Annotated in this window: 20 protein-coding genes; 2 read left to right on the top strand and 18 right to left on the bottom strand. The window is 50.6% G+C overall.

Annotated features, from left to right (window positions below; genetic code table 11):
* Nucleotides 1-65: 65 nt before the first annotated feature.
* The 11 genes from MHH48_RS21870 to MHH48_RS21920 all read right to left on the bottom strand — a co-directional run bounded on the left by MHH48_RS21870 (nt 66) and on the right by MHH48_RS21920 (nt 12379).
* Nucleotides 66-1019 carry an ROK family protein gene (locus tag MHH48_RS21870; protein ID WP_076322001.1) on the bottom strand — a complete coding sequence of 318 codons (954 nt, stop codon included), beginning with the start codon at nt 1017-1019 and terminating at the stop codon, nt 66-68.
* Between the two features lie 35 nt (nt 1020-1054).
* Nucleotides 1055-1741 (bottom strand): copper homeostasis protein CutC, encoded by a 687-nt coding sequence (locus MHH48_RS21875; protein WP_076322002.1) that lies wholly within the window; start codon nt 1739-1741, stop codon nt 1055-1057.
* Nucleotides 1742-1770: 29 nt separating this feature from the next.
* Complete coding sequence (locus MHH48_RS21880; RefSeq protein WP_076322003.1) at nt 1771-3231, bottom strand: leucyl aminopeptidase family protein; 1461 nt, start codon at nt 3229-3231, stop codon at nt 1771-1773.
* 38 nt (nt 3232-3269) lie between these two features.
* Entirely contained in the window at nt 3270-4259 is a 990-nt protein-coding gene (locus tag MHH48_RS21885) for a dipeptide ABC transporter ATP-binding protein (protein WP_076322004.1), read from the bottom strand.
* Entirely contained in the window at nt 4256-5260 is a 1005-nt protein-coding gene (locus tag MHH48_RS21890; RefSeq protein ID WP_076322005.1) for an ABC transporter ATP-binding protein, read from the bottom strand. The genes MHH48_RS21885 and MHH48_RS21890 overlap by 4 nt, the downstream gene beginning before the upstream one ends.
* A gap of 15 nt (nt 5261-5275) precedes the next feature.
* Complete coding sequence (locus tag MHH48_RS21895) at nt 5276-6184, bottom strand: ABC transporter permease subunit (RefSeq protein ID WP_076322006.1); 909 nt, start codon at nt 6182-6184, stop codon at nt 5276-5278.
* 12 nt (nt 6185-6196) lie between these two features.
* On the bottom strand, nt 6197-7123 hold the full coding sequence (locus MHH48_RS21900; protein ID WP_076322007.1) for an ABC transporter permease subunit: 927 nt from the start codon (nt 7121-7123) through the stop codon (nt 6197-6199).
* 114 nt (nt 7124-7237) lie between these two features.
* Nucleotides 7238-8827 carry a glutathione ABC transporter substrate-binding protein gene (locus MHH48_RS21905; RefSeq protein ID WP_076322008.1) on the bottom strand — a complete coding sequence of 530 codons (1590 nt, stop codon included), beginning with the start codon at nt 8825-8827 and terminating at the stop codon, nt 7238-7240.
* Between the two features lie 94 nt (nt 8828-8921).
* Entirely contained in the window at nt 8922-9926 is a 1005-nt protein-coding gene (locus tag MHH48_RS21910) for an asparaginase (protein WP_076322009.1), read from the bottom strand.
* Nucleotides 9927-9954: 28 nt separating this feature from the next.
* Nucleotides 9955-11115: an ROK family transcriptional regulator gene (locus tag MHH48_RS21915; RefSeq protein WP_076322010.1), complete on the bottom strand. Its 1161-nt coding sequence runs from the start codon at nt 11113-11115 to the stop codon at nt 9955-9957.
* Between the two features lie 1027 nt (nt 11116-12142).
* Nucleotides 12143-12379, bottom strand: a complete 237-nt coding sequence (locus MHH48_RS21920) for a 4Fe-4S binding protein (RefSeq protein WP_015736133.1) — start codon at nt 12377-12379, stop codon at nt 12143-12145.
* Between the two features lie 287 nt (nt 12380-12666).
* On the opposite strand from MHH48_RS21920, the gene MHH48_RS21925 reads away from it, so the two are divergent.
* On the top strand, nt 12667-13314 hold the full coding sequence (locus tag MHH48_RS21925) for a metalloregulator ArsR/SmtB family transcription factor (RefSeq protein ID WP_076322011.1): 648 nt from the start codon (nt 12667-12669) through the stop codon (nt 13312-13314).
* 109 nt (nt 13315-13423) lie between these two features.
* On the opposite strand, the gene MHH48_RS21930 is transcribed toward MHH48_RS21925, so the two are convergent.
* Both MHH48_RS21930 and MHH48_RS21935 read right to left on the bottom strand, forming a co-directional pair.
* Complete coding sequence (locus tag MHH48_RS21930; RefSeq protein ID WP_076322193.1) at nt 13424-14500, bottom strand: PQQ-dependent sugar dehydrogenase; 1077 nt, start codon at nt 14498-14500, stop codon at nt 13424-13426.
* A 32-nt stretch (nt 14501-14532) separates the two neighbouring features.
* Nucleotides 14533-16041, bottom strand: coding sequence for a UDP-N-acetylmuramoyl-L-alanyl-D-glutamate--2,6-diaminopimelate ligase (locus tag MHH48_RS21935; RefSeq protein ID WP_076322012.1), 1509 nt, complete (start codon nt 16039-16041; stop codon nt 14533-14535).
* A gap of 1057 nt (nt 16042-17098) precedes the next feature.
* Here MHH48_RS21935 and MHH48_RS21940 point away from each other — a divergent pair.
* On the top strand, nt 17099-17953 hold the full coding sequence (locus MHH48_RS21940) for an SDR family oxidoreductase (protein ID WP_076322014.1): 855 nt from the start codon (nt 17099-17101) through the stop codon (nt 17951-17953).
* 194 nt (nt 17954-18147) lie between these two features.
* Here MHH48_RS21940 and MHH48_RS21945 read toward each other — a convergent pair whose 3' ends face one another.
* From MHH48_RS21945 to MHH48_RS21965, 5 genes are all read right to left on the bottom strand, one after another.
* Nucleotides 18148-18888: a lactate utilization protein gene (locus tag MHH48_RS21945; RefSeq protein ID WP_076322015.1), complete on the bottom strand. Its 741-nt coding sequence runs from the start codon at nt 18886-18888 to the stop codon at nt 18148-18150.
* Nucleotides 18881-20401: a LutB/LldF family L-lactate oxidation iron-sulfur protein gene (locus MHH48_RS21950; RefSeq protein ID WP_076322016.1), complete on the bottom strand. Its 1521-nt coding sequence runs from the start codon at nt 20399-20401 to the stop codon at nt 18881-18883. The genes MHH48_RS21945 and MHH48_RS21950 overlap by 8 nt, the downstream gene beginning before the upstream one ends.
* On the bottom strand, nt 20388-21125 hold the full coding sequence (locus MHH48_RS21955) for a (Fe-S)-binding protein (RefSeq protein WP_076322194.1): 738 nt from the start codon (nt 21123-21125) through the stop codon (nt 20388-20390). The genes MHH48_RS21950 and MHH48_RS21955 overlap by 14 nt, the downstream gene beginning before the upstream one ends.
* 104 nt (nt 21126-21229) lie before the next feature.
* Entirely contained in the window at nt 21230-22006 is a 777-nt protein-coding gene (locus tag MHH48_RS21960) for a DeoR/GlpR family DNA-binding transcription regulator (protein ID WP_076322195.1), read from the bottom strand.
* A gap of 30 nt (nt 22007-22036) precedes the next feature.
* A complete protein-coding gene (locus MHH48_RS21965; protein WP_076322017.1) occupies nt 22037-23506 on the bottom strand; it encodes a rhamnulokinase family protein in 1470 nt (489 codons plus the stop codon).
* Nucleotides 23507-23516 lie beyond the last annotated feature (10 nt).

The raw sequence follows: 23516 nt of genomic DNA on the forward strand, positions 1-23516 counted from the left end.
TCCGAACGCTTTTTATCTAACCGCTATTACTCCTTTATATCCGTAACGTTCTCTTTACACCTATGCTACTGGAACAAGGCCGCAGCTCCAACCAGACCAACATCGTCCCGAAGTCCTGCAGGAACGATTTCGTACGTGCCTAAATAGGATGGCATGACCAGCTTATCTGTCATTTCCCGCAGCTGCGGAAATAAAAGATCGCCCGCTCTGCTTACTCCCCCTCCAATCACGATGCGATCGGGGTTGAAGCTGTGAATGACGTTAACCAGTCCAAGCGCCATATAATAGATGGCACGATCGATGACCTCTACTGCGACGGGGTCATGAAGTCGTTTTGCCTCAAACACATGCTTGGCGTTCACTCCCGCCTCAGATGCGGCCAGTTCAGAAATTACGCTGGGCTGGGTGAGCATCCGCTGGGATGCTGCCTGGCCGATGGCCGTTCCTGAAGCAAATACCTCCCAGCAGCCGTGGCTGCCGCAATTACACTGCGGACCGCTGGGATCAATGATATGATGCCCAAGCTCCCCTGCAAAAGAACTGCTGCCCAGGAACAGCTTCCCATCCAGCACGATGCCTGAACCGATGCCTGTGCTTAGCGTCACGTATATCATGTTTGTCGACCCTCGGCCCGCTCCTCTTACATATTCTCCCCATGCGGCTGCATTGGCATCATTCAGCACCTGTACTTCCGTATGCAGATCACGTTCCATCCAGGCTTTGAGGGGGACATTCGTCCATTCCGGCAGATTCGTACCATGAATGACAATCCCCTCCCTACTGTTAACTGTTCCGGGTGAAGCCATCCCTACGCCTCGAAGAGGGTGGCCGCCCGACACGCTGCGGATCATGTTCGTAATTCTCGCGACCACTTCTTCAGCCGTACGCGCACCCGCTGTCTCCATTTGCTCCCGGTTCAGCAGCTGTCCTTCGGAATCAAAGAGCGCTGCCGCGATCTTCGTACCCCCAAGGTCAACGCCAACCACAAATTCTTGCTGTTTATTCCATACGGTTTGCAATTTTTGTTCACCTGTTTCCGATAGGTTTGCTACTTCTATTGATGTATGCTCTCAGCCAGCGATCGCAGCTCGACCGGATCGATGGGCTTCAGCCCTGATCGACCGTACCGAACAGCTGAGCCGAAATGGACCTCGCTCACACCGGTCCGGTCGATAAAATCGTGTATGATTTCCCACTTCAGACCATTGCCGGCCAATATTTTAAGTTCACTGCCTGCCGTTTGTTCTACAAGCTCCCGAATTCTCGGGATGGCCTGCGGTGCAGGCTGCGGTCCTCCTGACGTTAGGACACGGGTAACCGACGGGTATTTCTGCAATGTACGCAGTCCTTCGAACTGATCCTCCAGTTCATCAAAAGCCCGGTGGAACGTGACTTGCATATCTCCTGTCCATTCCAGCATTTTGACCAAGGAGTCCTCGTCAATCTTCCCTCCCGGAGTCAGCATGCCAAGCACAACGCCAGCTGCACCTGCCTTGCGGATCGCCTTAACCTCCGCCATCATGGTAGCTATATCATGTTCGTTGTACACAAAGGATCTGCTATGAGGTCTGACCATGACATGTACAGGAATCTGAACGGCTTTCACAACCTCTTCAACAAGCCCGATTCCCGGCGTAAGCCCGCCTTCGGTTATCGCTGTGATCAATTCCAGACGGTCCGCGCCATTCTTCTCTGCTGTGATGGCATCATCCACGCATGTTGCGATTATTTCAAGCAGCATCGTCGTCACTCCTTACTGAAGTTGATTCTTTATGCATGGAGAATCTGCTTCTCCACATAATCGGCGAGCAATCTTGCACCATAGCCGGTAGCCCCCGCTGCGGAGTGGGGGAATTCCCTTTTATACTGGACCGTGCCCGCCATATCGATGTGCACCCATTTTATAGAATCCGCCACAAAATGACGGATAAACAGCGCAGCCGTTATAGCACCTGCCAAAGTTGACGTACCCACATTTTTCAGATCGGCATAATCGCTTCTGAGATCCGATTCGTACTCGTCCATCAGCGGCATAGGCCATAGGCGCTCTCCGTTACGCTCACCGATCTCAACCAAATCGGCCGTAATCTGTTGATCACCCCAGATGCCCGCAATCTCCAAGCCCAGTGCGGCTCCGACATTACCGGTAAGGGTTGCGATATCAATCACCTTATCTGCGCCAAGCTTCGCTGCATGCAGCAGCGCATCCGCAATGATCAATCTCCCCTCCCCATCCGTATTCGCTACCTGAACGCTTAAACCATTCGGATAATGAACAACGGAAGAAGGAAGCATTGCATCCGGTCCCGATAAATTATCCGCAACGGCTATAAGCGCCGTTACGCGTACCGGAGCTTTTTGCGATACCAGAATATCCATGGCACCCACGACGGCTGCAGCGCCTCCCATATCCATACGTGCATCGCTGATGTCTCGGCCGATTTTGACGTTCATCCCGCCCATATCAAAGGTTACGCCTTTGCCGATGAGCACAATATGAGGACTTTCCTTCTCGGAATCCACCCCACTATAGGAAATCTCAATCATGGCAGGCTCGTATTTGCTGCCGGCACCCACAGCGATCAGACCGTTCATCTGCCGATCATGGAGCTCTTGTCCGCGATACACATGAAGCTGAACGGGTGCCTTCTTAAAACGATCCTCGACAACCGCAACAAACGCTTCCGGATTTAGCGTTTCCGGTGATTCATTCACCAGGTCTCGGGTGAGCTGCGTCCCTTCGATTCGGATTTCTGCCGTCCGTATGATAGCTTCCATCTCTTCACAGGAAAGACCTTGCCAATCTTCCTGTCGAAGATTTAGGGACAGAGCCTGCAGATTGGCCGTAACCCCACGATGCTTATTGAATTGATACAATCCATACATCCAGCCTTCAACCCACGCCTGGAGTTCTTCCTCCACCGAAATCCGGGAAGAAGCCCGGTCTTCGCAGATTGAGGTGCGTATCAGTACTGCGCTTGATTTGTATTCCTTGAGCAGTGCTCTCGCAGCTGATGCGCCTGTTCTGCGCACTTGCTCCAACGTCAGGTTCGAGCGCTGCCCCATTCCGACAACGAGATCGTCCGCTTCTTGATCAGAGCGGCCATAGAACCAAGTCAGCTTCATGCTATGCTTTCGAGATTCCGTTAAACGGAAATGAGACTCCTCGCCCTCATAAACCACATAAATCGAAGTATCTGCCAATGAAGCTTCATCTATTGTGATATTCATATCGAGACATTCCCTCCTGTATAAGAGAATCAACGCTGTTAAGCATTTTTCATGATTTCTTCGTCATATAAATGACATGCCACCTGATGGCCCGGCTCCACCTCACGATAAACCGGCGTAATCTGTTTGCACACTTCCATGCAGGATGGACAGCGTGTATGGAAGCGGCAGCCTGTCGGCGGATTCACCGGACTCGGCAGATCTCCCTTCAGAATGATCCGTTCCTTCTTCTGCTTCGGATCCGGAACAGGTACCGAGGACAGAAGGGCTTGAGTATAAGGGTGCAGTGGGCGGTCGTAAAGCGTATCTTTGTCGGCCGTCTCCACGAGCGCGCCCAGATACATGACACCAATCCGATCGCTGATATGCTCAACCACGCTGAGATCATGGGAGATGAACAGATAAGTCAGGCCGTATTCCTCCTGAAGATCCTGCAGCAAGTTCAACACCTGCGATTGGATGGAAACATCCAGTGCAGATACTGGTTCGTCGGCTACGATCAGATTCGGACGCACGGACAGTGCTCTGGCAATGCCGATCCGCTGCCGCTGACCGCCGCTGAACTCATGGGCAAAGCGTTCGGCGTGGAAGCTGTTCAATCCGACCGTTTCCAGCAGCTCGCAAGCCAGTTTGTCCCGCTCTTTGGTGCTCAGCTTGGTATGAATGAGCAAGGGCTCCGCGACCAGTTCTTTGACCTTCATTCTTGGATTTAGGGAAGCGTATGGATCCTGGAAGACCATCTGCATGTCTTTGCGCAGAGGGCGCATCTGATTCTCATTGTATCCGCTAATATCCGTTCCGTTAAACAGGACCTCGCCGCTATTAGGCGCCAACAGACGGGTCACCAAGCGGCCAGTCGTCGATTTGCCGCAGCCGCTTTCGCCAACCAAACTGAAGGTCTCACCCTTATGGATCGCGAAGGAGATTCCATCCACGGCACGAAGCTGCTTGGACGTACCGAAGAATCCTTTTTTCACCGTGAATGATTTCTGCAAATTCTTTACTTCTAATAGAGGTGTTTCTTTCATGCGGTTTCTCCTCCCTTCGAGTGACCTTCCTGTGTCAGCCAGCAGCGGCTCTTGCGATGTTCTTCATGTGCGACAGGGAGAAGCTCCGGCTCCTGGGAGAGGCACTGCTCCATCACGAACGGACACCGCGGGGCAAACTTGCAGCCTTTCGGCATGTTCCGCAGATCCGGCACATTCCCTGGAATGGATTCCAAACGGCGCACCTTTTGTCTAAGCTTGGGCACTGAATGAATGAGTCCTTTGGTGTACGGATGCTGAGGATTCTCGAACAGCTCTTCAACCGTCGCCTCTTCCACGACTCTGCCTGCGTACATGACAACCACCCGGTCGCACATTTCGGCCACGACGCCAAGATCATGGGTAATAAGCAGCATGCCCATTTCCTGCTCGGTCTTCAGTCGATTCATCAGATCCAGGATCTGAGCCTGAATCGTGACGTCAAGGGCGGTGGTCGGCTCGTCGGCAATCAGCAGCTTCGGATTGCAGGACATCGCCATCGCAATCATGACCCGCTGTCGCATGCCGCCGGACAATTGGTGCGGATAGTCATCCACAACTTCATCGGCCCGCGGAATACCCACGAGTTTGAGCGAGTCGATGGCATGCTGCCGCGCTTTCTTGCGGCTATAGCCCAAGTGCAGCATGATGGATTCCTCCAGCTGTTTCCCGATACGAAGGACGGGATTCAGCGATGTCATCGGCTCTTGGAAGATCATGGCCAGCTCATTTCCGCGATAGCGGCGCATTTCTTTTTCCGACATTTGTACGAGATCCTTACCCTCAAAGCTTACCGAGCCCCCGGATATTCTGCCGGGCGTATCTTTAAGGAGCCTCATGATGGACAGGGAGGTCACGCTTTTGCCGCATCCGGATTCACCCACGAGTCCGAGCACTTCGCCTTTATTGATGTGAAAATCGACCCCTGCTACGGCAAGCACCGATGAGCCATCGCGTTTGAACTCGGTTTTGAGGCCTTTTACTTCAAGCAATGTTTGCGTCACGATCTATCCCCCCTATTAGTTTTTCGTTTTCGGATCAAGGGCATCATTCAGTCCGTCACCGATCAGGTTAAATGCAAGCACGGTCAGGAATATGAGAAGTCCCGGGTAATACACGATATGAGGTGCAATACTCAAATAATCGCGCCCCATGCTAAGCATGGCGCCCCAGTCCGGTTCCGTCGGCTTGGCACCGAGTCCGAGGAAGCTTAACGAAGAAGCAGCCAGAATGGCGCCGCCGATTCTCATCGACACGTTGACAATGATGCTGGGAACCGTCTCAGGAAAAATATGCTTCCATATAATCCGGTTATGCTTGGCGCCCATGGATCTTGCCGCCTCTACATATAAAGACTCCTTGGCGGAGAGTGTTACGCTTCGGATGATTCTGGCAAACGACGGCGTCCCGAAGACAGCCACAGCGATCACCACATTCGATAAGCCCGGTCCCAGAATCGCTACGATTCCGATTGCAAGCAGCAGATCTGGGAAGGAGAACATGACGTCACTGCCCCGCATGATAAGACGGTCGATCCAGCCGCCATAGTAGCCGCTGATCAGGCCGAGAATCGTACCGAGAACCGCGGATATAAATACAGCGCTTAAACTGACCGCCATGGTCAACCTTGTTCCGTCAATCAAGCGGCTCAGAATATCACGACCGTACTCATCCGTACCTGCCCAATGGGCAGCCGACGGGCCTTGCATCATCGCATCATAGTTCGGCTCATTCGGAGGATACGGAACGATTTGCGGACCGATCACCGCCAGCACTAGTAGTAACAAGATAAATCCGCTTGATATAACAGCAAGCTTTTGTTTCATGAATTTAGACGTGAACGCTTTAAATTTGCCAGTTGCCTGACTCTTCGCAAGCGTATCCTCCGGTACGGAGGAATTGACCGTCACTGTTGAATTGTCGCTCATGGGTTCCCCCTCCTATTTCGATGCATACCGGATTTTTGGATTCAGTACACCGTACAATAAATCGACAATCAGGTTAATCAGAATAAATTCGGCTGCAAACAGCAGTAATAGCGCTTGAATGACGGTATAATCACGGAACGCGATCGAGTCTACCAAGAGTCGCCCCATGCCGGGAATACTGAATACCGTCTCAACCATAACTGAGCCGCCCAGCAAAAATCCGAACTGCAGTCCCGCTACGGTCACGACCTGAATCAGGGAGTTGCGCAGTGCGTGTCTTCCGACTACAACGAATTCCCGCAGACCCTTCGCGCGTCCCGTCCGGACATAATCCTCACGCATCGTCTCCAGCATCGATGTACGGGAGTACCTTGCCAGCATGGACATAATTCCGGCCCCCAGCGTAAAGGAAGGTAGAATGTAGGACTGCCAGCTGTCGACACCGCCTGTCGGGAACCAGCCCAGCTCGACAGAGAAAATTTGAATAAGTACAAGACCAAGCCAGAAGCCTGGCAGGGAAATACCGGATATCGCCGTCAACATCCCGATATAGTCCGGCCATTTTCCGCGATTAACGGCAGATACGATACCAATGATCAGACCAATGACCAGTGCCCAGCCAAGGCTGGTAAAGGTCAGGACAATCGTCGGAAAAAAGCGACTTTCCAACATGTCCGTCACCGGCAAACCGGAAGTAACGGATACACCCAAGTCACCCTTCAACAGATCACCCATGTAGTTCACATACTGCTGCCATAGCGGCAAGTTTAAGCCTAGCTGCTCTCGAATCCCGTTGATCTCCTCAAGGGTGGCATCCTTACCTGCAACAAGTCGTGCCGGATCTCCAGGAATAAGGTGAATGAACATAAATACAAGAATAGATACAACGAACAACAGCGGGATAACACCCAGCAGCCTCTGAATTGCATATCTTCCCAAAGGATGTGCCTCCTTTCAACATGCCAGCTTTTAAAATACGATGGGCCGCTTCCTTATTGATTCAAGAGGCGGCCCACCACAAGGTATACGTTTAGCAAGCTCTTCGCTGCCTGATTATTTGACTTCTGCGTTGATCACGCTGATCGATCCGTCCGGAAGAGCTTTAACGCCTTCAAGATAAGCTCTCTTGCCGGTGATGACCTGATCGACCCCGAGGAATGCCCAAGGAGCGTCTTCCCAGATTTGTTTTTGGATGTTTGCATAGATTTCTTTTGCATCTTCAGCTTTTACGGAGGCGTTAGCATCCTTGATCCATTGATCTACATTGTCGTTCTTGTAGTATGCTGTATTGGAACCAGCTGGCGGGAAGAATTCACTGCTGAACAGACCCTTTGTTGCACCGTCAGCATCACCTGACGAAGGGGACCAGCTTACATACCACATTTGAATTTTTGCGTTTTCTGGTGTAGCCGAGTTAATCTGATCGGACAGGGTAGCACCCTCCATCGGTTTCGGATCCACTTTGATTCCGACCAGAGCCAGCTGCTGCTGAATGAACTGCATGCCTTTTACCGTTTCGGAATCGTTCTCTCCCCAAATCTCAGCTTCGAATCCGTCCGGATATCCTGCTTCCGCCAAGAGAGCTTTAGCTTTCTCCGGATCATACTCATAACCGGATTGCTCGGAGTAGTGCTGTGTCATAGAGGACATGGAAGAGTTCAGCTTCGAGCCCAGTCCGGATTTAACTACTTTAATGTAAGCATCTTTATCGATAGCATAGTTGATGGCTTGACGAACCTTCAGATCGTCATAAGGTTTCTTCATGGTGTTAAGCGTAATATAACGAACGATGGTGGAATCGGTCTTATCAATGACGATATTGGAATCGCCTTCTACTTCAGAGACTTGCTCGGTAGGCATTGGATAGATGAAATCCGCTTCGCCCGTCTTCAGCATCGCGATCCGGGAACCGTTCTCCGGTACCGGTTTGAACGTAATGCTGTCTACCTTCGGAAGACCTTCTTGCCAGTAATCTTCATTCTTTACAACGACAAGGCGGTCACCTTGAATCCATTCCTTGAACTTGTATGCCGCCGTACCAACAGGATTCTTCGTGATGTCAGCACTTTCCTTGAGCGCTTTCGGGCTGATCATCAGCGCCATCGCGGTTTTGTTCAAGAAAGCGTTGTACGGTTGGCTAAGGGTGATGACAACCGTGTGGTCATCCGGAGTTTGAACATCGGCAACGGTAGAGAAGCTTTTGCGCATTCTAAGGTTGTTCTTTTCATCCATGATGCGATCCAGGTTGACTTTTACAGCCTCTGCGTTGAAATCTGTTCCATCATGGAACTTCACGTTCTGGCGCAGATTGAATGTGTAGGTCAAACCGTCTTCACTGATCTTGTAGTCTTCAGCCAGCACAGGAACAAGTTCCATCTTCTCGTTAAAGCCCATCAAACCTTCGTACATCGTGCGTGCACCGGAAATGGAGTGCGTGTCTCCGGCATTGTGAGGGTCAAGCGTAATGAAGTTGGCGTTAATCGCAATGACAACATCTTTGTTATCTTTTGTCACCGGCTTACTCTCGCCGCCGCCTTCACTTGCCCCTTTGCCGCTTCCGCTGTTTCCGCCGCAGCCTGCCGCAACAATCGTAAATGCGAGCAGCAGCATGAGCAGTGACCATGTTCTACCTTTGAATCTCATTGTTTTACTCCCCCTTTGATGTAGTGAATATCTATAGATTCACTCGCCGCGACTGCATATAACATCCTGCCGATCGCCTTGAGTTCCTCACAGCTTAAACATTCCATTCATACACCGCGCGTCGCTTCCCAACCAGCGTACCGCCATCATTGAAAATCTCATTCGGAACAAGCGCATACAATCTATCGATCGTAGCTTGATCGCTGTAACCGAGGCGCTCCAGAATGGAAGCGATAATGCATGGCCATACTTGCTCGGAGCCATCGGATACTTTAAGCGAGATCGCCAAGCGTTCTTTCCGAAGTCCGATGCCATACACACCCTTGGCACCGCCCTTAGCTGCCAGGTTGTGGTCCCGGAGCAAGGCGGAGCACACAAACTTCGTGTCTGCAATGATATCCGGATACTCATTCATCAGCTTTGCCATTCTGGCAGCTGCATCCGCCGTCTCTGCGTCCTTGATCAAATCCGGGCAGGCCAGCTTAAGGAAAGCGTATCCGATACGGTCCAGCGGAAGCGCGAAAATGGGAAGCCCACAGCCATCAATGCCTTGCGGAATCGAGGAAACCGGAACTTCGGCAAAATAAGCCAGCGTCTCGATGATCTCTTGCTGAACCGGATGCTCCGGCTTGTAATACGTGCTCTCGTCCCAGCCCATATGCTTGCATAGGGCAATCAAGCCGCTGTGCTTACCCGAGCAGTTATGGAAGATCCGCCGCTTGTCCTCATGATCTCGATGGCGCTGCGCCTTGGCATCCTCATTCAATGGATAAGTTGCGCAGCAGTGTAGCGTTTCTTCCTGAATCCCGGTTTTCTTCAAAATAGATTCCAATGCATCAATGTGGAAGCGTTCGCCCCGATGGGAAGCGGCAAACAAGGCCGTTTCTTCCCCCGTAAGTCCGTACACCTCGTCAATCCGGCGTTTCATTACCGGTATTGCTTGGAACGGTTTAGCCGCCGATCTCAGAAAGGTCATATGATGCGGATCACCCGCTGCATAAACCACCTTTCCGTTCTCGTTTACAACGCTGATCGCTCCGTAGTGAATGTTCTCCAGTACGTTTCCGCGATATTCCTCTACCAATGGCACAAATCCCATGATTTTGCTCCCCCGATCTCCAGTTGTATTAATTCAATCGAAAATAACGATCCTGTGCGACAAGTCCCGACCCTATGATGACCCCATGTTCGTGAAGCTCGGAGCGGACAATCGTGAAGGAATCCTGAAGCGGTTCCCAGATATACTGTGAGTAGCACAGGTCGGTGATCTCTTCATATACTTCAGGAAACTTGTCCAGAATCTCACCACTCAATATGACGCTGTCCGGATTGTACATGCTGACGACGTTATTAATCGTAATCGCCATATACGCGAGTGCCCTATCGATTAAATAGGTCGCCCATCGTGTTCCAGCCCGTCTTTCCGCGAACAGTTCCTCAATCGTACGAACAGGCTTAATCTTGCTGGCTTCCGACAACAAGGACGGTATATTGATATAAGTTTGGAGGCAACCGGCTTTTCCGCAGTCACACATCATACCTTCAGGATCAACGGTCGTGTGTCCGATTTCCCCCGCGCTATTGGTCACCCCGCGGTAAATCTCCCCTTCCAGGATCAGCGCTGAGCCTACGCCATTACCGAACCCAAGGAGAACCGTCCGGTTGGAGCCGTATGCCGAGCCTTTAAGCTGCTCTGCCAACGCCTTTACCTTAAGCTCATTGTCTACCACCGCTTGAAGTCCGGTTAATTCCTTGAGCCTCTCGGCAAGCCTCACATTCTTCCAACCAAGCTGTACCGAGAAATTAACCACTCCGGCATCAACATCGATGATGCCCGGCAGTCCCACGCCAATGCCCACCACGCGCCTGCGATCGATATCGCATTCCGCGATGAGTTCCTCAATGGTGTATGCAATTTGGGCCACCGTGGCTTCGGCTGTATCCTCCGATGCTCTCGGAAAACTTCCGCTGCACAATACATTTCCCTGAACATCGATGAAGCCAATATGGGCTTGATGGCGATCGAGCTCAACGCCAATCGAGATGACCGCCGTATCCAGCAGTCTTATTAAGGAAGACTTTCTTCCGCGTCCCGCCGAGGCTTGTTCTTCCGTTTCGTGAACGTACCCTTCTTCCGTCAGCTCCGATACGATCCGGCTGACCGTTGTCGGACTCATTCCCGTCTGTTTGGCAATAGCTGCTCTTGAAATCGGCTGTTCGTTCTTGATGATTTGGAATACTGTGAGTCTGTTCTGCCGCTTCATAAAGTCTTGATCATGCTTTTTCATGAAGACATCCCCTATTTAATTTCACCAGTAGATTAATTAGATCATTTTTCCAAATAAAACGATCCGAAATCATCAAAAAACCGTGATTATTATCAAATTTATTATTTTTATTCTCCAGTGATATTAATAATAAAACGTGTTTTGTAAATGTGTCAATATATATGACACATTTAAATTAATATTTTTTTGCTTCTGGAAATGTAAGTGTTTCAATCTTTTGCGAAAGAAATTCAATCTCGTACATACATACAGATGACCGCGCTTCGCGCACAACATGACATCAACTTAACACGAAGTCTCCTAAAATGTAGATAACAACGTCATTCCACCTCATAAATAAAGCCATCTGAGGAAAGAATGATTGGGGCATTCTTCATCTCGGATGGCTTCAAAAGGAGGAAATCTATGATATTTCCGGTATTGTCCCAGGTCTTTAGTTGCTTCCCTGCATGATCCGCCTAAAACGAATTAAACCACCCAAGAAATAAATTCGAGGTGACCCTCAAATGATCCCGGATGGCTTATGTATATAGAAACTTTATATTCATATTGTTCTGATTCTTGATAGAATGCGCTGAACCTACATGATAGTAAATGTTTGATCCTGAATTTTTGAATGCTCTGGCTTTGACGTTTATTGAATCCCGTTTACTATAGCTGACTCTCTTTTGGATCTCTTAACAAATGGTTATTTCTTTTAATCATTAGTCTTCTATCATTCTTATATCATTACTTAATCTTATAATTGTTACTCTCTTACTCTGTTCTCTTAAACTGTTAATCTTTTATCTTTTGAACTTGGGGGTTTTACCCACCCAGCGAAGGTTTGAGGATAGTCGATCCTTTGGAAGTCCGTTTCTACCTTGCCTATTCCATTCCGGAAACGGACGGACAACAGAGCGGATAGACTCAAACCGGAGCGCTCTGATCCTTTGGGAGTCCGTTTCTACCTTACCATTTCATTCTGGAAACGGACGGACAACAGAGCGGATAGCCTCAAACCGGAGCGAACCAAACCGGAGCGCCCCTACTTGTTTTTGTAATATTCAACCGCTTTATCAAAATAATGCTTCTGGTCTTCCGGCAGATCCTCAAAATAGAAAATGGCCGCAACCGGACAAGCCGCTTCGCAAGCCCCGCAGGAGATACAAATATCGGTATCGATATAGAACTGGTCATCTCCTTCTTCTATGCAATCCACAGGGCAAACGTCAACGCATTCTCCCGCTTTCTCTTCAATACAAGCTGAGCCAATAACGTACATCCGTATTCCACCTTCCCGAGTGTAATAATCTTTCAAACATTCGACTGGCTATCATTGCAAAAAGCTCAAACTTCATCAATTCCTTATTTTTCTATACTTTTTATACTAAAATATATCATAATTATGTGGTTAATCATGCCAATTGTCAATAAACCGCGTGATGATAGCCTCAAGACAGCCATTCCGGTTGACTTATAGAAAGTAAAGACATAAGATGAGACATATTGCTTTTTAACCTTTTTTGTTAAAAAAGAAAGCATTCATCGAGAAACAAGGCGGTGATTATAGTGGATCAAGAAGTCGCATACAGTACTCGCGAGTATATCATGCAAATGTTAAAAATAAATGGTGAACTCAGCACAAAATCCATTACCGAGGCACTGGGCATAACAGGGATGGCCGTTCGGCGCCATCTGGAGAGCTTGAAGAGCGAGGGTTACATCACCTATCGAACCGTGAAACAACCGATGGGAAGACCCGTCTCCTTATATAGTCTTACGGAATCCGCCGAAGATTTTTTCCCTAAGAACTATCATGCGCTTGCACTCGATCTGCTGAACGAGCTGCAGGACGAGGCCGGTGATGAAATGATTTCACGGCTGTTCGACAAGCGTAAGGATACATTGCTGAACAAGTACACGCCTACGGTGAAAGCCGATGCGCTCGAAGATCGGGTTGCAGCCCTGGCCCAGGTTCAGAATGACAACGGATATATGGTGGATTACAAAAAAGTCAACGAAGAAGAATATCTCCTCGAAGAACTGAACTGCCCCATATCCCAAGTAGCCAACCGGTACCAACACGCATGCCGCTGTGAGCTTGACCTGTTTCAATCCTTGCTGGAGGCAGATGTGGAACGTACTGAGTGCCTTGCCAAGGGCGACAAAAAATGCGTCTACCGTATTCGAAAACAAACCGAAGCCAAACAAACATAATATCTGTTATTGCCACTTCAGACTCCTTCCATACAGGAAGGGGCCTTTTTTGTATTGTACTTGTCCTATCTTATTCTCTCAAATTGCAAGACATGTACAATTCTTTGAATTATTTCAGCACCAGCAGTCGATCATCCTGATCGGAGGGCACCCCCCGACCATCGGTATTGTTGGTAATGACATAGGTTTTGCCGTCATGGACTTTGACGTCTCTTAATCGACCCTCACCCTCCAATACCAACTCAAGCAAGGCATTCTCCGGCTGGAATCGGTACAGCTTCTGGCCGCGAAGGGTGGCCACGTACATGTGATCCTCCTCATCAAAAGCGATGCCTGAAGGAGCAATAGCCGTTTCACTGGTGTGGTAGAGCGGGGATTTCATGCCCTCTTGCTGTTCATCCCCGATAATCTCGGGCCAGCCGTAATTGCTGCCAGCCGTGATCTCATTAATCTCATCATGTCCGCCGGGTGTGCCGGACGGTCCATGCTCTGAGCTGTAGAATTCACCTTCGGAATTCCAAGCCAAGCCCTGCGAATTTCGATGCCCTAACGTATATACATAAGAGCCTGCGGTCGGATTATCCGTCGGGACCTTGCCATCCAGCGTCAATCGCAATATTTTGCCTGCAAGGCTCTCCTGGTTTTGCGCAAGCTCTCCTTCACCCGAATCTCCCGTCGTTACGTAGAGCATCCCATCAGGTCCGATCGCAATTCTGCCGCCGTTATGTACGTTGGAGCCGGGAATGCGCTCAAGAAAGACATGCGACTCTGTCCATTGATTCCCCTCCTGCTTTAGAAGGACCAACCGGTTCATGACTTTTCCATCCTGATTATAGGTGTGGTAGGCGAAGGCCTTGCCGGAATTTTGAAAATCAGGAGCTAACGCAAAGCCCAGGAATCCGCCTTCTCCTTGATGGGCGACTGGCTTCTCGGTATGTACCGACTGTCTGGTAAAAGTGCCGTCCTTGATCTGAACGATATTTCCTTCCCGCTCGCTAATATAAATCGTATCGCCGTCAAAATCGATAGACCAAGGTGTCCTCAACTGCTCTGCAAGCACTTGATAAGCGGAATCATTTTTTTCCTCCCGATGATCTTCCTGCCTCCCTTCTTCTTTAGAAGGAGAAGACTGTGTACAGGCAGTAATAAGCAGCAAAGCAGCAATTAATGTTGCCCCAACCACCATTCGTTTCAAAATCCAGCACCTCCCGGGTAATTTTATAGCTCCGGTGTCATCATCTGGATGCCTTGCTCCATGTCCAGCAAGGAACGCAACACAATATCCTCATCGCTAAACGATTCGATCTGGCTGCCTGCTACATAACGGGTCTCATGTCCTCGTCCGGTAATAATGATCCTGTCCTCGTCACCTGCCAATTCCACAGCTCGTTGAATGGCTTCTTTACGATTCAGGATCACCTCCCAATTCCCCGCTTCATGCGAGGTTAAGCCACCCAGCATCTCAGCCATAATCTGCTCCGGATCCTCCGAGAACGAATTGTCTGTCGTGAACAATACATAATCCGAATACGAAGCTGCAATGTCCGCCATGAGCGGACGTTTCAAGCGATCTCTTTCGCCCCGGCAGCCCATCACGCATATCATTTTTCCTGAAGTGATTTCTTTGGCGGATTGCAAAGTTGCCTTAAGTCCACCTGGATTATGCGCATAATCCACAACCACGTGAAATCTTCGTCCTGTTTCTATTTCTTGAAATCGTCCATGAACCCCTGCAAATTGGTGAAGACTTCTACGGATTTCTTCAAGCGTTACCCCTTCCAGCAAACAAGTGGTCATGGCAGCAAGTGCGTTATACACATTGTGAACACCATGCACCTTCAGACTGAAGTCGCCGTGTCCCCATGGCGTTTCTACATGAAATGTGCAACCTTCACGCATGTTTTGAATTTGTGTTGCCCGAACATCAGCCTCGTTACGAATGCCATAAGTTACGATCTGTGCGGATGTACGTTTTGCATAATAGGACGATGCCTCATCATCCGCATTCAGGACTGCCTTCTTCAGCATATCACGGTTACTGTTACCGATCTGGGCGAACAAAAGCTCCTTCGTATTGCGATAGCCCTCCATATTCTGGTGGAAGTCCAGATGATCATGCGTTAAATTCGTAAAGACCACGGTCTGAAAATCGCATCCGCGCACTCTCCCCATATCCAATCCGTGCGAAGACACTTCCAACACGGCATAGGCCCCGCCATGAGTGACCATCGTGTGAAAATAACGCTGCAATTGGATCGTATCCGGCGTGGTATTCAGCGTCTTCTCCATATGATCTCCGATCTTCATGTAAAGTGTGCCAATAATGCCCGTTTTGCGGTGAGCGTCATTAAGTATTTTTTCTACCATATGGGTTGTCGTTGTCTTGCCGTTCGTCCCGGTAATTCCGATCAGTTTCAACCGCTGCGTGGGATCTTCAAAAAAAGTGTTTGCGAGAATCGGCAGAATTCTTCGGGTATCCGGTACCGTTATATGCGTTACGTTTCCTGGAAGCACCGGCAGCTCCCGCTCAGCTACGATGGCAACTGCGCCGTTGCGTATCGCATGCCGGGCATAATCATGGCCGTCCACGTTAAAGCCCGGAACACAGACAAAGAGGCCACCAGGCCGGATCTCTCTTGAATCTGTTTCCAGGTTCGTGATATCCACGGAAGTACTGCCCGTTATGGTCTTAAGTATCAGCTGCTCCGTCAGTGATTTCAGAATCATGTCAGGTTCCTCATCTCGTGATGTAATCAAAATCCCATGGTCAGTGGCAGTGTGATATATAAGATGTAGAATTTACGACGATGTATCGTTTTAACCAGTATTTCTTATTAACCTAACCAAGCAAATGCATTCTGAAACTTAAAAGGGAGGATTCTATTTCCCCCATATACTGGAACCTTCATTTGGCTCCTGCGTATTTAACATCAAGGGGTTGATCGTTTTAATACTCTATGCTCTGATCATAACGGTCAACGTTCTGATCGTTTTGTTCGGCTTGTATGTCTTCAATCATCCAGATAATGATTGGTTACGAATGTTCAATGGAATTCCTGAGGATGTAGAACAAGATGATATTGATTTATTGAAAATTAAATTCAGGGCTGTAATCGCAATAATAGTCGGTCTGATCATGGGTTCGTTTTCGGTATTGCAGGTCATCGTTCCACATATTGGGTAAGGAGGTAAATCATTTGTTTCCAATGCTAGTTGGTGTGATAATGAAATAGACGATCATGACATTTTAAAGGTGCAAGCACTTGGAATTTTAATTCCAACAATTTCATTTGAAATGAGGTAAATATATCATGAGAAAGATTAACTGGCCCGGACGAACCAAGTTAGAAAATTCATCTGATAACGCCTCACTGGTTCTGGATGTTATTCTCTATATCCCTCGTTGGATAATGAGGCTTTTTTAGTGGAGGGTATTCGCTCCATTACCTTGTCCGGTTGCAATCGGGAATCACGTTGCTCCAACCTTCCTAACGAGTTGCTCCCAGCCTCCTATCCGCTCAATCTGCTTTGGGAAACGTTATGAAATTTCGAATAGCTCCGTCTTTTTGCAATTCACACATGGTATACAACCGACTCCCCGCATTCCAAGCTTATACTCCATGTCAACTTAAAGAATGTGATGACTGGAAGCGTTAACCATGTTACGCTGGAAGTAAGCGGTTGCAATACCAATGTTGCCAGATGTTAATGCAGCCTGCCAATAAAGGACACGTACAGAGGATCCGCTACGCTATTCCATATCTGCTTGAAAGGAGAACCATCGATGGGACCGTTCACTGACGATTTGCTTCAAAATAAAGTCGTATTGATCACGGGAGGCGCCACGGGGCTGGGGCGTGCCATGGGGGAGAAATTCGCCCAGCTTGGCGCCAAACTCGCCATCTGCGGACGCCGTGAGGAAGTTCTGCAGCAAACTGCTGAAGAACTAAGACAGCAGGGCTGTGAGGTATGGTACAAGAGCTGCGATGTACGGGACCCTGCACAGATCTCGGCGCTTGTTGAAGCGGCAGAGCAGCATTACGGAGGCATTGATGTGCTTGTCAACAATGCAGCCGGAAATTTTATCAGCCCCACGGAGCGTCTCTCCCCTCGGGCTGTAGATGCCGTGCTGAACATTGTGCTGCACGGCACCTTTTACGCAACCCTTGAAGTCGGCAAACGCTGGATTGAACAGGGCACAAGCGGAACGATGCTCAACATCGTCACAACATATGCCTCGACAGGCTCTGGCTACGTGGTCCCTTCGGCAGCTGCAAAAGCGGGCGTGCTTGCGCTGACACGGTCCCTCGCGGTGGAATGGGCTCCTTACGGCATCCGTCAGGTAGCGATCGCCCCGGGTCCGTTCCCGACCGAAGGCGCCTGGTCAAGATTATCGCCCACGCCGGAACTGGAACAGAAAATGATTGACCGCATTCCTCTTAGGCGCGTTGGCGATGCAGAGGAACTAGCCAATCTCGCCGCGTATCTCATTTCCGATTATGCCGGTTATATTAATGGTGACGTGATCACCATCGATGGCGGCGAATGGCTGAGGGGTGCGGGGCAATTCAACGACTTGGCGGAAGTGACCCATGAGCAATGGGACCGTCTGGCCGAACTGACACGCAAAGGCAAATAACCTCATATGTAAGAAAAACATCTATCGACGTACTTTTACTACAGCAGACAGACTGCCTTTAGAGGTTTATCGAAATTTTCAGCTTCACTGAAAACTTATACATTCCATAATCTTATAATAGCCCCAAGCCGTGAGCATGTCATAACTGCTCCCGCTTGGGGCTATCCGGTATCTTGTGTTTCCTATGTTATTCGTTAACTCTCATAGGTATCGACCAGCAGGGCATACACGATACCTGGCCCGTGAACGCCAATCGTAAGATCATTCTCGATATCGGCGGAACGGCTCGGACCCGAGATGAAGTGGATTCCCGCCGGCAGCTGCTCGCGTCCGGACTGATCGAACTGAACCAGAATCTCGCCTAGTCGGGTAACCATCCGCTCTACGGGGATGATAGCCATCAACACGGTCGGCAGCAGGCTGACGGATCTGCCTTTATGCGGGGCCGATTTCACCGTAATCGAACCGGTATAAGCCGCTGCGTAATCCGCCATGACGACGCCAAAATCGGCTCTGGCCGCTACAGCCCTCCAGTCCGTGTCCGCTGCATCATTCCAGGAGAGAACAAGAGCCTCCGGCAGGCTCTCCTCCAGCCCCAGGCGGTCCAGTGCCTCTTCCTGCTGACGAAGAATCGTAGCCGCACTCATCTCCTTCGCTTTGTCCCTGATAAACCGGCTGACCTCTTCGCGATTGCTCAGCCTTACCACATGGCCCCCGGCCGCTTCAAAGTTGGCGGTAAACTGTGTGATCCTCTCCTCAAGCGGCCATTCAAATTCATTCCAGAAGTCGGGGGCACCGCGGAAAGGGTGCTCCGGGGCGGTGCGAACCCGGTCTCTCCCCAGCTTCGCGGCGATTCCATCCATGAACTGCTCCTGCTTCTTGCGAGACTGTTCTTCAAGTCGGTTCAGCCAGCTGCGATCAGTTTCGTTAGTCATGGGCATTCTCCCCCTTTCCGGACTTCTGCTGCTGAAGCCGCTCCTTCAATCGGTTTGCGATTTCAGGGTCCATCGACCCGGAGGTTCTGCGAATATCCTGCTCCATCTCCGACCATCGGTCACGGAAGGATTCCTTAGGGAGACTCGGCGTTACCCTGTACGAATTCCACCCCTTCAAAGGACCGATCCTCGTTCGGATCTCCCCGCCTCGCACCACCAATTTCTGCCCCCACTTTCCGAGGGATACCACACTACGGTAACGCTTGGCATTCCCCATAATCGCCGAGAAGCCCTTCATTCCCATCGCTTCCAGCTTGTCACCGCGCCCAGCTTCAATCTTCCGGCGGCGCAGGGAAACCAGCATATCATGCAGCGGAATCTTCACGGGGCATGCTTCATAACAGGCCCCGCACAGGCTGGATGCGTTGGCGATATCATCCCATTCCGCGACATTCTTGTTCAAGGCCGGTGTTAATACGGCACCGATGGGGCCGCTATATGTGCCTCCATAGGCGTGCCCGCCAATATGGCGATATACCGGACAAGCATTCAGGCATGCGCCGCAGCGTATGCAGTTGAGCAGCTCCTGAAATTCGGGGTCGCCGAGCTGGAGAGAACGTCCGTTATCGATGATGATAATATGCATTTCGTCCGGTCCATCGGCATCCAATTCTCTCTTCGGACCACTGATTCCAGACATGTAGACTGTCAGCTTCTGACCGGTCGCCGAGCGCGGCAGCAAGGTAGCCATCACTTCGAGATCCGCCCATGACGGGATAATCCGCTCCATACCCATCAGAGTAATCTGTGTCTTGGGCACCGTCGTCACCATGCGGGCATTGCCCTCATTCTCAAACAATACCATCGAGCCTGTCTCGGCGATCGCAAAATTACAACCCGTCATGCCAATGTCCGCTTCTAGGAATTTCTCGCGCAGCTTCATGCGGACAAAACCCGCCATAATCGCCGTATCGGGCGGCAGCGTTTCGCCTGCCTCTGCGGACAACAGCTCCGCGATCTGATAACGGTTCTTATGGATGGCAGGAATGATGATATGAGATGGCGTTTCATCCGCAAGCTGAATAATATACTCACCGAGATCCGTTTCGACGGCTTCCACCCCGATCGAGTCGAGCGCCTTGTTCAGATGCAGTTCCTCGGACACCATCGATTTTGATTTTACGACGGACTTGGCCGCCTTATGCTCCGCAATCTGCAAGGAGATCGTGACCGCTTCTTCCGCCGTCTCCGCAAAATGGACATGGGCTCCGTTCGCCCTGGCCTGTTCAGCAAACTCATTCAAATAGTAATCCAAGTGCGCAATGGTATGGAGCCGAATTTGGCGTCCTCGTTCCCTCCACGCATCCCAGTTGCCATGTTCCTCCGACGCAAGCTTTTTGCCAAGCCGCAACCGCTCTGTCGTAAACTTCACCGCATTGCGCAAAAAATCGTTATTAAGGGCGTAGCCTGCACGCTCCTTAACTGTCTGTGCTTTCGATTCAGCTGTGCTCATGTACACTCACCCCCTCATACAGAAGCTCGGCCAAATGTTTGACCTGAACCTTCTCGCCCCGGTGACGCAGATTGCCGGCAATATTCATGAGGCAGGCCATATCGAGACCGACAAGCACGGACGCCTCGGTCTCCAGCACATGATCGCTTTTCTCTGTCACCATGGCCCCCGAAATGTCCGCCATTTTCACGGCAAACGTTCCACCGAACCCGCAGCAATCCTCGGCAAAAGGCAAGGGAACAAGCTCCAGCCCCTTGACCTGGCTGAGAAGTTTCATCGGCTGCTCCTTAACTCCGAGCAGACGGCTTCCGTGACAGGATGGATGATAGGTTACCTTATGCGGATAAACGGCGCCTACATCGGTCATGCCCAGCAAGTCAACAAGGAATTGCGTAAACTCATAGCATTTGGATTGAAGCGCTTTCGCTTTATCTAGGTATATGGGATCGTCCTTGAACAAATCCGGATAATGATGAATCATATACGTGCAGGAGCCGGAAGGGGACACAACAAAGTCGCTATCGTCAAAAGCGTCCAGAATCGTCTTGGCACTTATGCGAGCATCATCCCAATAACCACTGTTATAGGCCGGTTGGCCGCAGCAAGTCTGGATTTCGGGGAATTCCAGCTGCACGCCGTACCTTGCCAGCAATCTTGCCATCGATTCAGCTACCCGTGGGAACAAGGCGTCGCTGAGACAAGTGACAAACAATGAAATCTTCAACCTCTTCACCCCGCTAATCATCAGGATATGGACCGAAGAATCGGCCTCTAGCAAGAACCCCCCGGACCGGGGGGATTCCATGTGATATGTTATAGCAACTTGCTCTATACAGATTCGATCTTGATGCCCAATGCTCGATAAGGTGCCGCTTCTTCTTCCTTCAAGCTGCGATCGGTAATGATCAGATTGACTTGGGAGAGATCGGCAACCTGCGCAAAAGCCTGCGTGCCGAATTTGCTGGCATCGGCGAGCAGAATGGTCTCATCCGTCATTCCGATCATTTTATGCTTGATTCTCGCTTGAAGCTCATTGGATTCGCTAAGGCCCCGCTCGATGTGCACACCCTTGCATGACAGAAAGGCTTTATCCACGTAGTATGCATCCAGCGAGCGTTCTGCGAGCGGACCGACAAAGGACAGGGAGCGATGAGCCAGAATGCCGCCTGTGGAGATCACCTGAACCCTCTCCTTGGTGCTCAGCTCAGCAGCCACCTTTATCGAATTCGTCAGCACGGTAATCGGAATATCCGGTATGATTTTCGCCATGTACCAAGCCGTAGAGCTTGCATCCAGCAGGATGCGATCATTCGGATGGATTCGCTTGACCGCTTCCTCCGCGATTCGCTGCTTCTCCAGCGCATGCATGATTTCCCGCTCAGCATACGGTATTTCCGGCTGCGACCGCTGAATTTCCGGTTGATCCTTCACGCTAACCGCTCCGCCATGGGAACGGCGCAGGCGCCCTGCCTGCTCCAGCCTGTCAAGATCGCGACGAATCGTTTCTTCCGTTACACCGCAGAGCTGACTCAGCTCGGAGACTCGGATGCTCCCTCTTTCGTTGACCAACTGTACTATTTTCTCATATCGTTCTGCAACCAGCATCATACCGCCCATCCTTACTGTTCATATATTCTATCGCTTCCCGGTCCGCTGACCGAACACTCCGTAAGCTTCCTCCCATAAGGGAGTTTCCTTCGGCTCATAAGTCTTGACCGGGAAGGACTCTCTAATGACTGCGCGTGCTTCCCATATATCGGATAGCTCGCCTTGCGCGATCCATTGCACGGCCATATTGCCGATAGCACTGCCCTCTGCGGGACCTGCCCAAACGGGCTTCCCTATCGCATTCGCAGTCCACTGACATAATGTTTCATTATGAATGCCACCACCTACCATATGCAAGCCCTGAAATTTTTGCCCGGACAATTCCTCAGTCAACTCCAGCACATAACGGTATTGCATAGCCAGACTCTCCATTATGCAGCGCACAAGAGCACTTATCCCCTGCGGAACGCTCTGGTTCGTGCGGGCCGCATATTCCCTTACCCGTCTCGGCATGTCTCCCGCAGGGAGGAACATGGAATCGTCCGGATCGATGAAGCAAGCAAATGCCGGTGCCGCTTCCGCCATATGAACCAATTCGGGATACGAATACGATACACCTTCCCGCCCCCAGGTCCGCTGACATTCCTGCAGGATCCAAAGCCCCATGATGTTCTTGAGCAGCCGGTACGTGCCGTATGCGCCTCCCTCATTCGTGAAGTTCAGCTCACGGGCCCGTTCATGAATGACCGGCTGGTCGACCTCGGTCCCCATCAACGACCAGGTGCCGCAGCTCAAATAGGCGAAGGACCGTTCCAATGCCGGAACCGCGACCACGGCGGAAGCCGTATCATGTTCCGCAACCGCATAAAGCGGGATGGATGGAACCCCCAGTTCCTCGGTTACGGATGGCCTTAACCCCCCTATCAGGGTACCGGGTTGAACCACTGGATGAAATAACTTATGAGGAATATTCAATGATTTCAATAGATGATCATCCCAGCTGGCCGAGTGCGGGTTATACAGCTGCGTTGTGGTCGCATTCGTGAATTCGTTCGCCATCTCGCCCGTCAAGAAGTAGCGCAGCAAATCGGGGATCATTAAGAATCGCTCAGCCTCTTGAAGCAGATAGGGTTTCTTCCGTTGAAGCGAAGCAAGCTGGTACATCGTATTGAACGATAGAAATTGAATTCCGGTCCGATCAAAAATTTCTCCAGGCGGCAGCACTCGGAAGACCTGCTCCATCACGCCATCCGTGTGCGTGTCCCGATAATGATACGGGTTCATCAGCAGCTCCCCGCCACGATCCAGGAGACCGAAGTCCACCGCCCAGGTATCAATGCCGATGCTCGTCGGCAGGCTTTGCTTCCCCTTCAGCTTGAGCAAGCCCTGTTTCATCTCGTGGTAGATCCGTAATATATCCCATTGAAAGCGGTCGCCGATTCGAACGGGATCGTTCGGGAAACGGTGAATTTCCGTCACGCCGATGGTGCGGCTGTTCAGCTGGCCCAGCATCGCCCTGCCGCTGCTTGCTCCCAAATCAAATGCAAGAACGCTCAACGCTCTCCAG

This window comes from Paenibacillus sp. FSL F4-0100 (assembly GCF_037993005.1).
Taxonomy (GTDB): domain Bacteria; phylum Bacillota; class Bacilli; order Paenibacillales; family Paenibacillaceae; genus Paenibacillus_AQ.

Excerpts from the sequence above, each read along its gene's own strand:
- MHH48_RS21950 (WP_076322016.1), bottom strand. The coding sequence starts at position 20,401 with ATGAGCACAGCTGAATCGAAAGCACAGACAGTTAAGGAGCGTGCAGGC.
- MHH48_RS21960 (WP_076322195.1), bottom strand. The coding sequence starts at position 22,006 with ATGCTGGTTGCAGAACGATATGAGAAAATAGTACAGTTGGTCAACGAA.
- MHH48_RS21910 (WP_076322009.1), bottom strand. The coding sequence starts at position 9,926 with ATGGGATTTGTGCCATTGGTAGAGGAATATCGCGGAAACGTACTGGAG.
- MHH48_RS21945 (WP_076322015.1), bottom strand. The coding sequence starts at position 18,888 with ATGACTAACGAAACTGATCGCAGCTGGCTGAACCGACTTGAAGAACAG.
- MHH48_RS21905 (WP_076322008.1), bottom strand. The coding sequence starts at position 8,827 with ATGAGATTCAAAGGTAGAACATGGTCACTGCTCATGCTGCTGCTCGCA.
- MHH48_RS21930 (WP_076322193.1), bottom strand. The coding sequence starts at position 14,500 with ATGGTGGTTGGGGCAACATTAATTGCTGCTTTGCTGCTTATTACTGCC.
- MHH48_RS21915 (WP_076322010.1), bottom strand. The coding sequence starts at position 11,115 with ATGAAAAAGCATGATCAAGACTTTATGAAGCGGCAGAACAGACTCACA.
- MHH48_RS21885 (WP_076322004.1), bottom strand. The coding sequence starts at position 4,259 with ATGAAAGAAACACCTCTATTAGAAGTAAAGAATTTGCAGAAATCATTC.
- MHH48_RS21940 (WP_076322014.1), top strand. The coding sequence starts at position 17,099 with ATGGGACCGTTCACTGACGATTTGCTTCAAAATAAAGTCGTATTGATC.
- MHH48_RS21880 (WP_076322003.1), bottom strand. The coding sequence starts at position 3,231 with ATGAATATCACAATAGATGAAGCTTCATTGGCAGATACTTCGATTTAT.
- MHH48_RS21920 (WP_015736133.1), bottom strand. The coding sequence starts at position 12,379 with ATGTACGTTATTGGCTCAGCTTGTATTGAAGAGAAAGCGGGAGAATGC.
- MHH48_RS21875 (WP_076322002.1), bottom strand. The coding sequence starts at position 1,741 with ATGCTGCTTGAAATAATCGCAACATGCGTGGATGATGCCATCACAGCA.
- MHH48_RS21895 (WP_076322006.1), bottom strand. The coding sequence starts at position 6,184 with ATGAGCGACAATTCAACAGTGACGGTCAATTCCTCCGTACCGGAGGAT.
- MHH48_RS21935 (WP_076322012.1), bottom strand. The coding sequence starts at position 16,041 with ATGATTCTGAAATCACTGACGGAGCAGCTGATACTTAAGACCATAACG.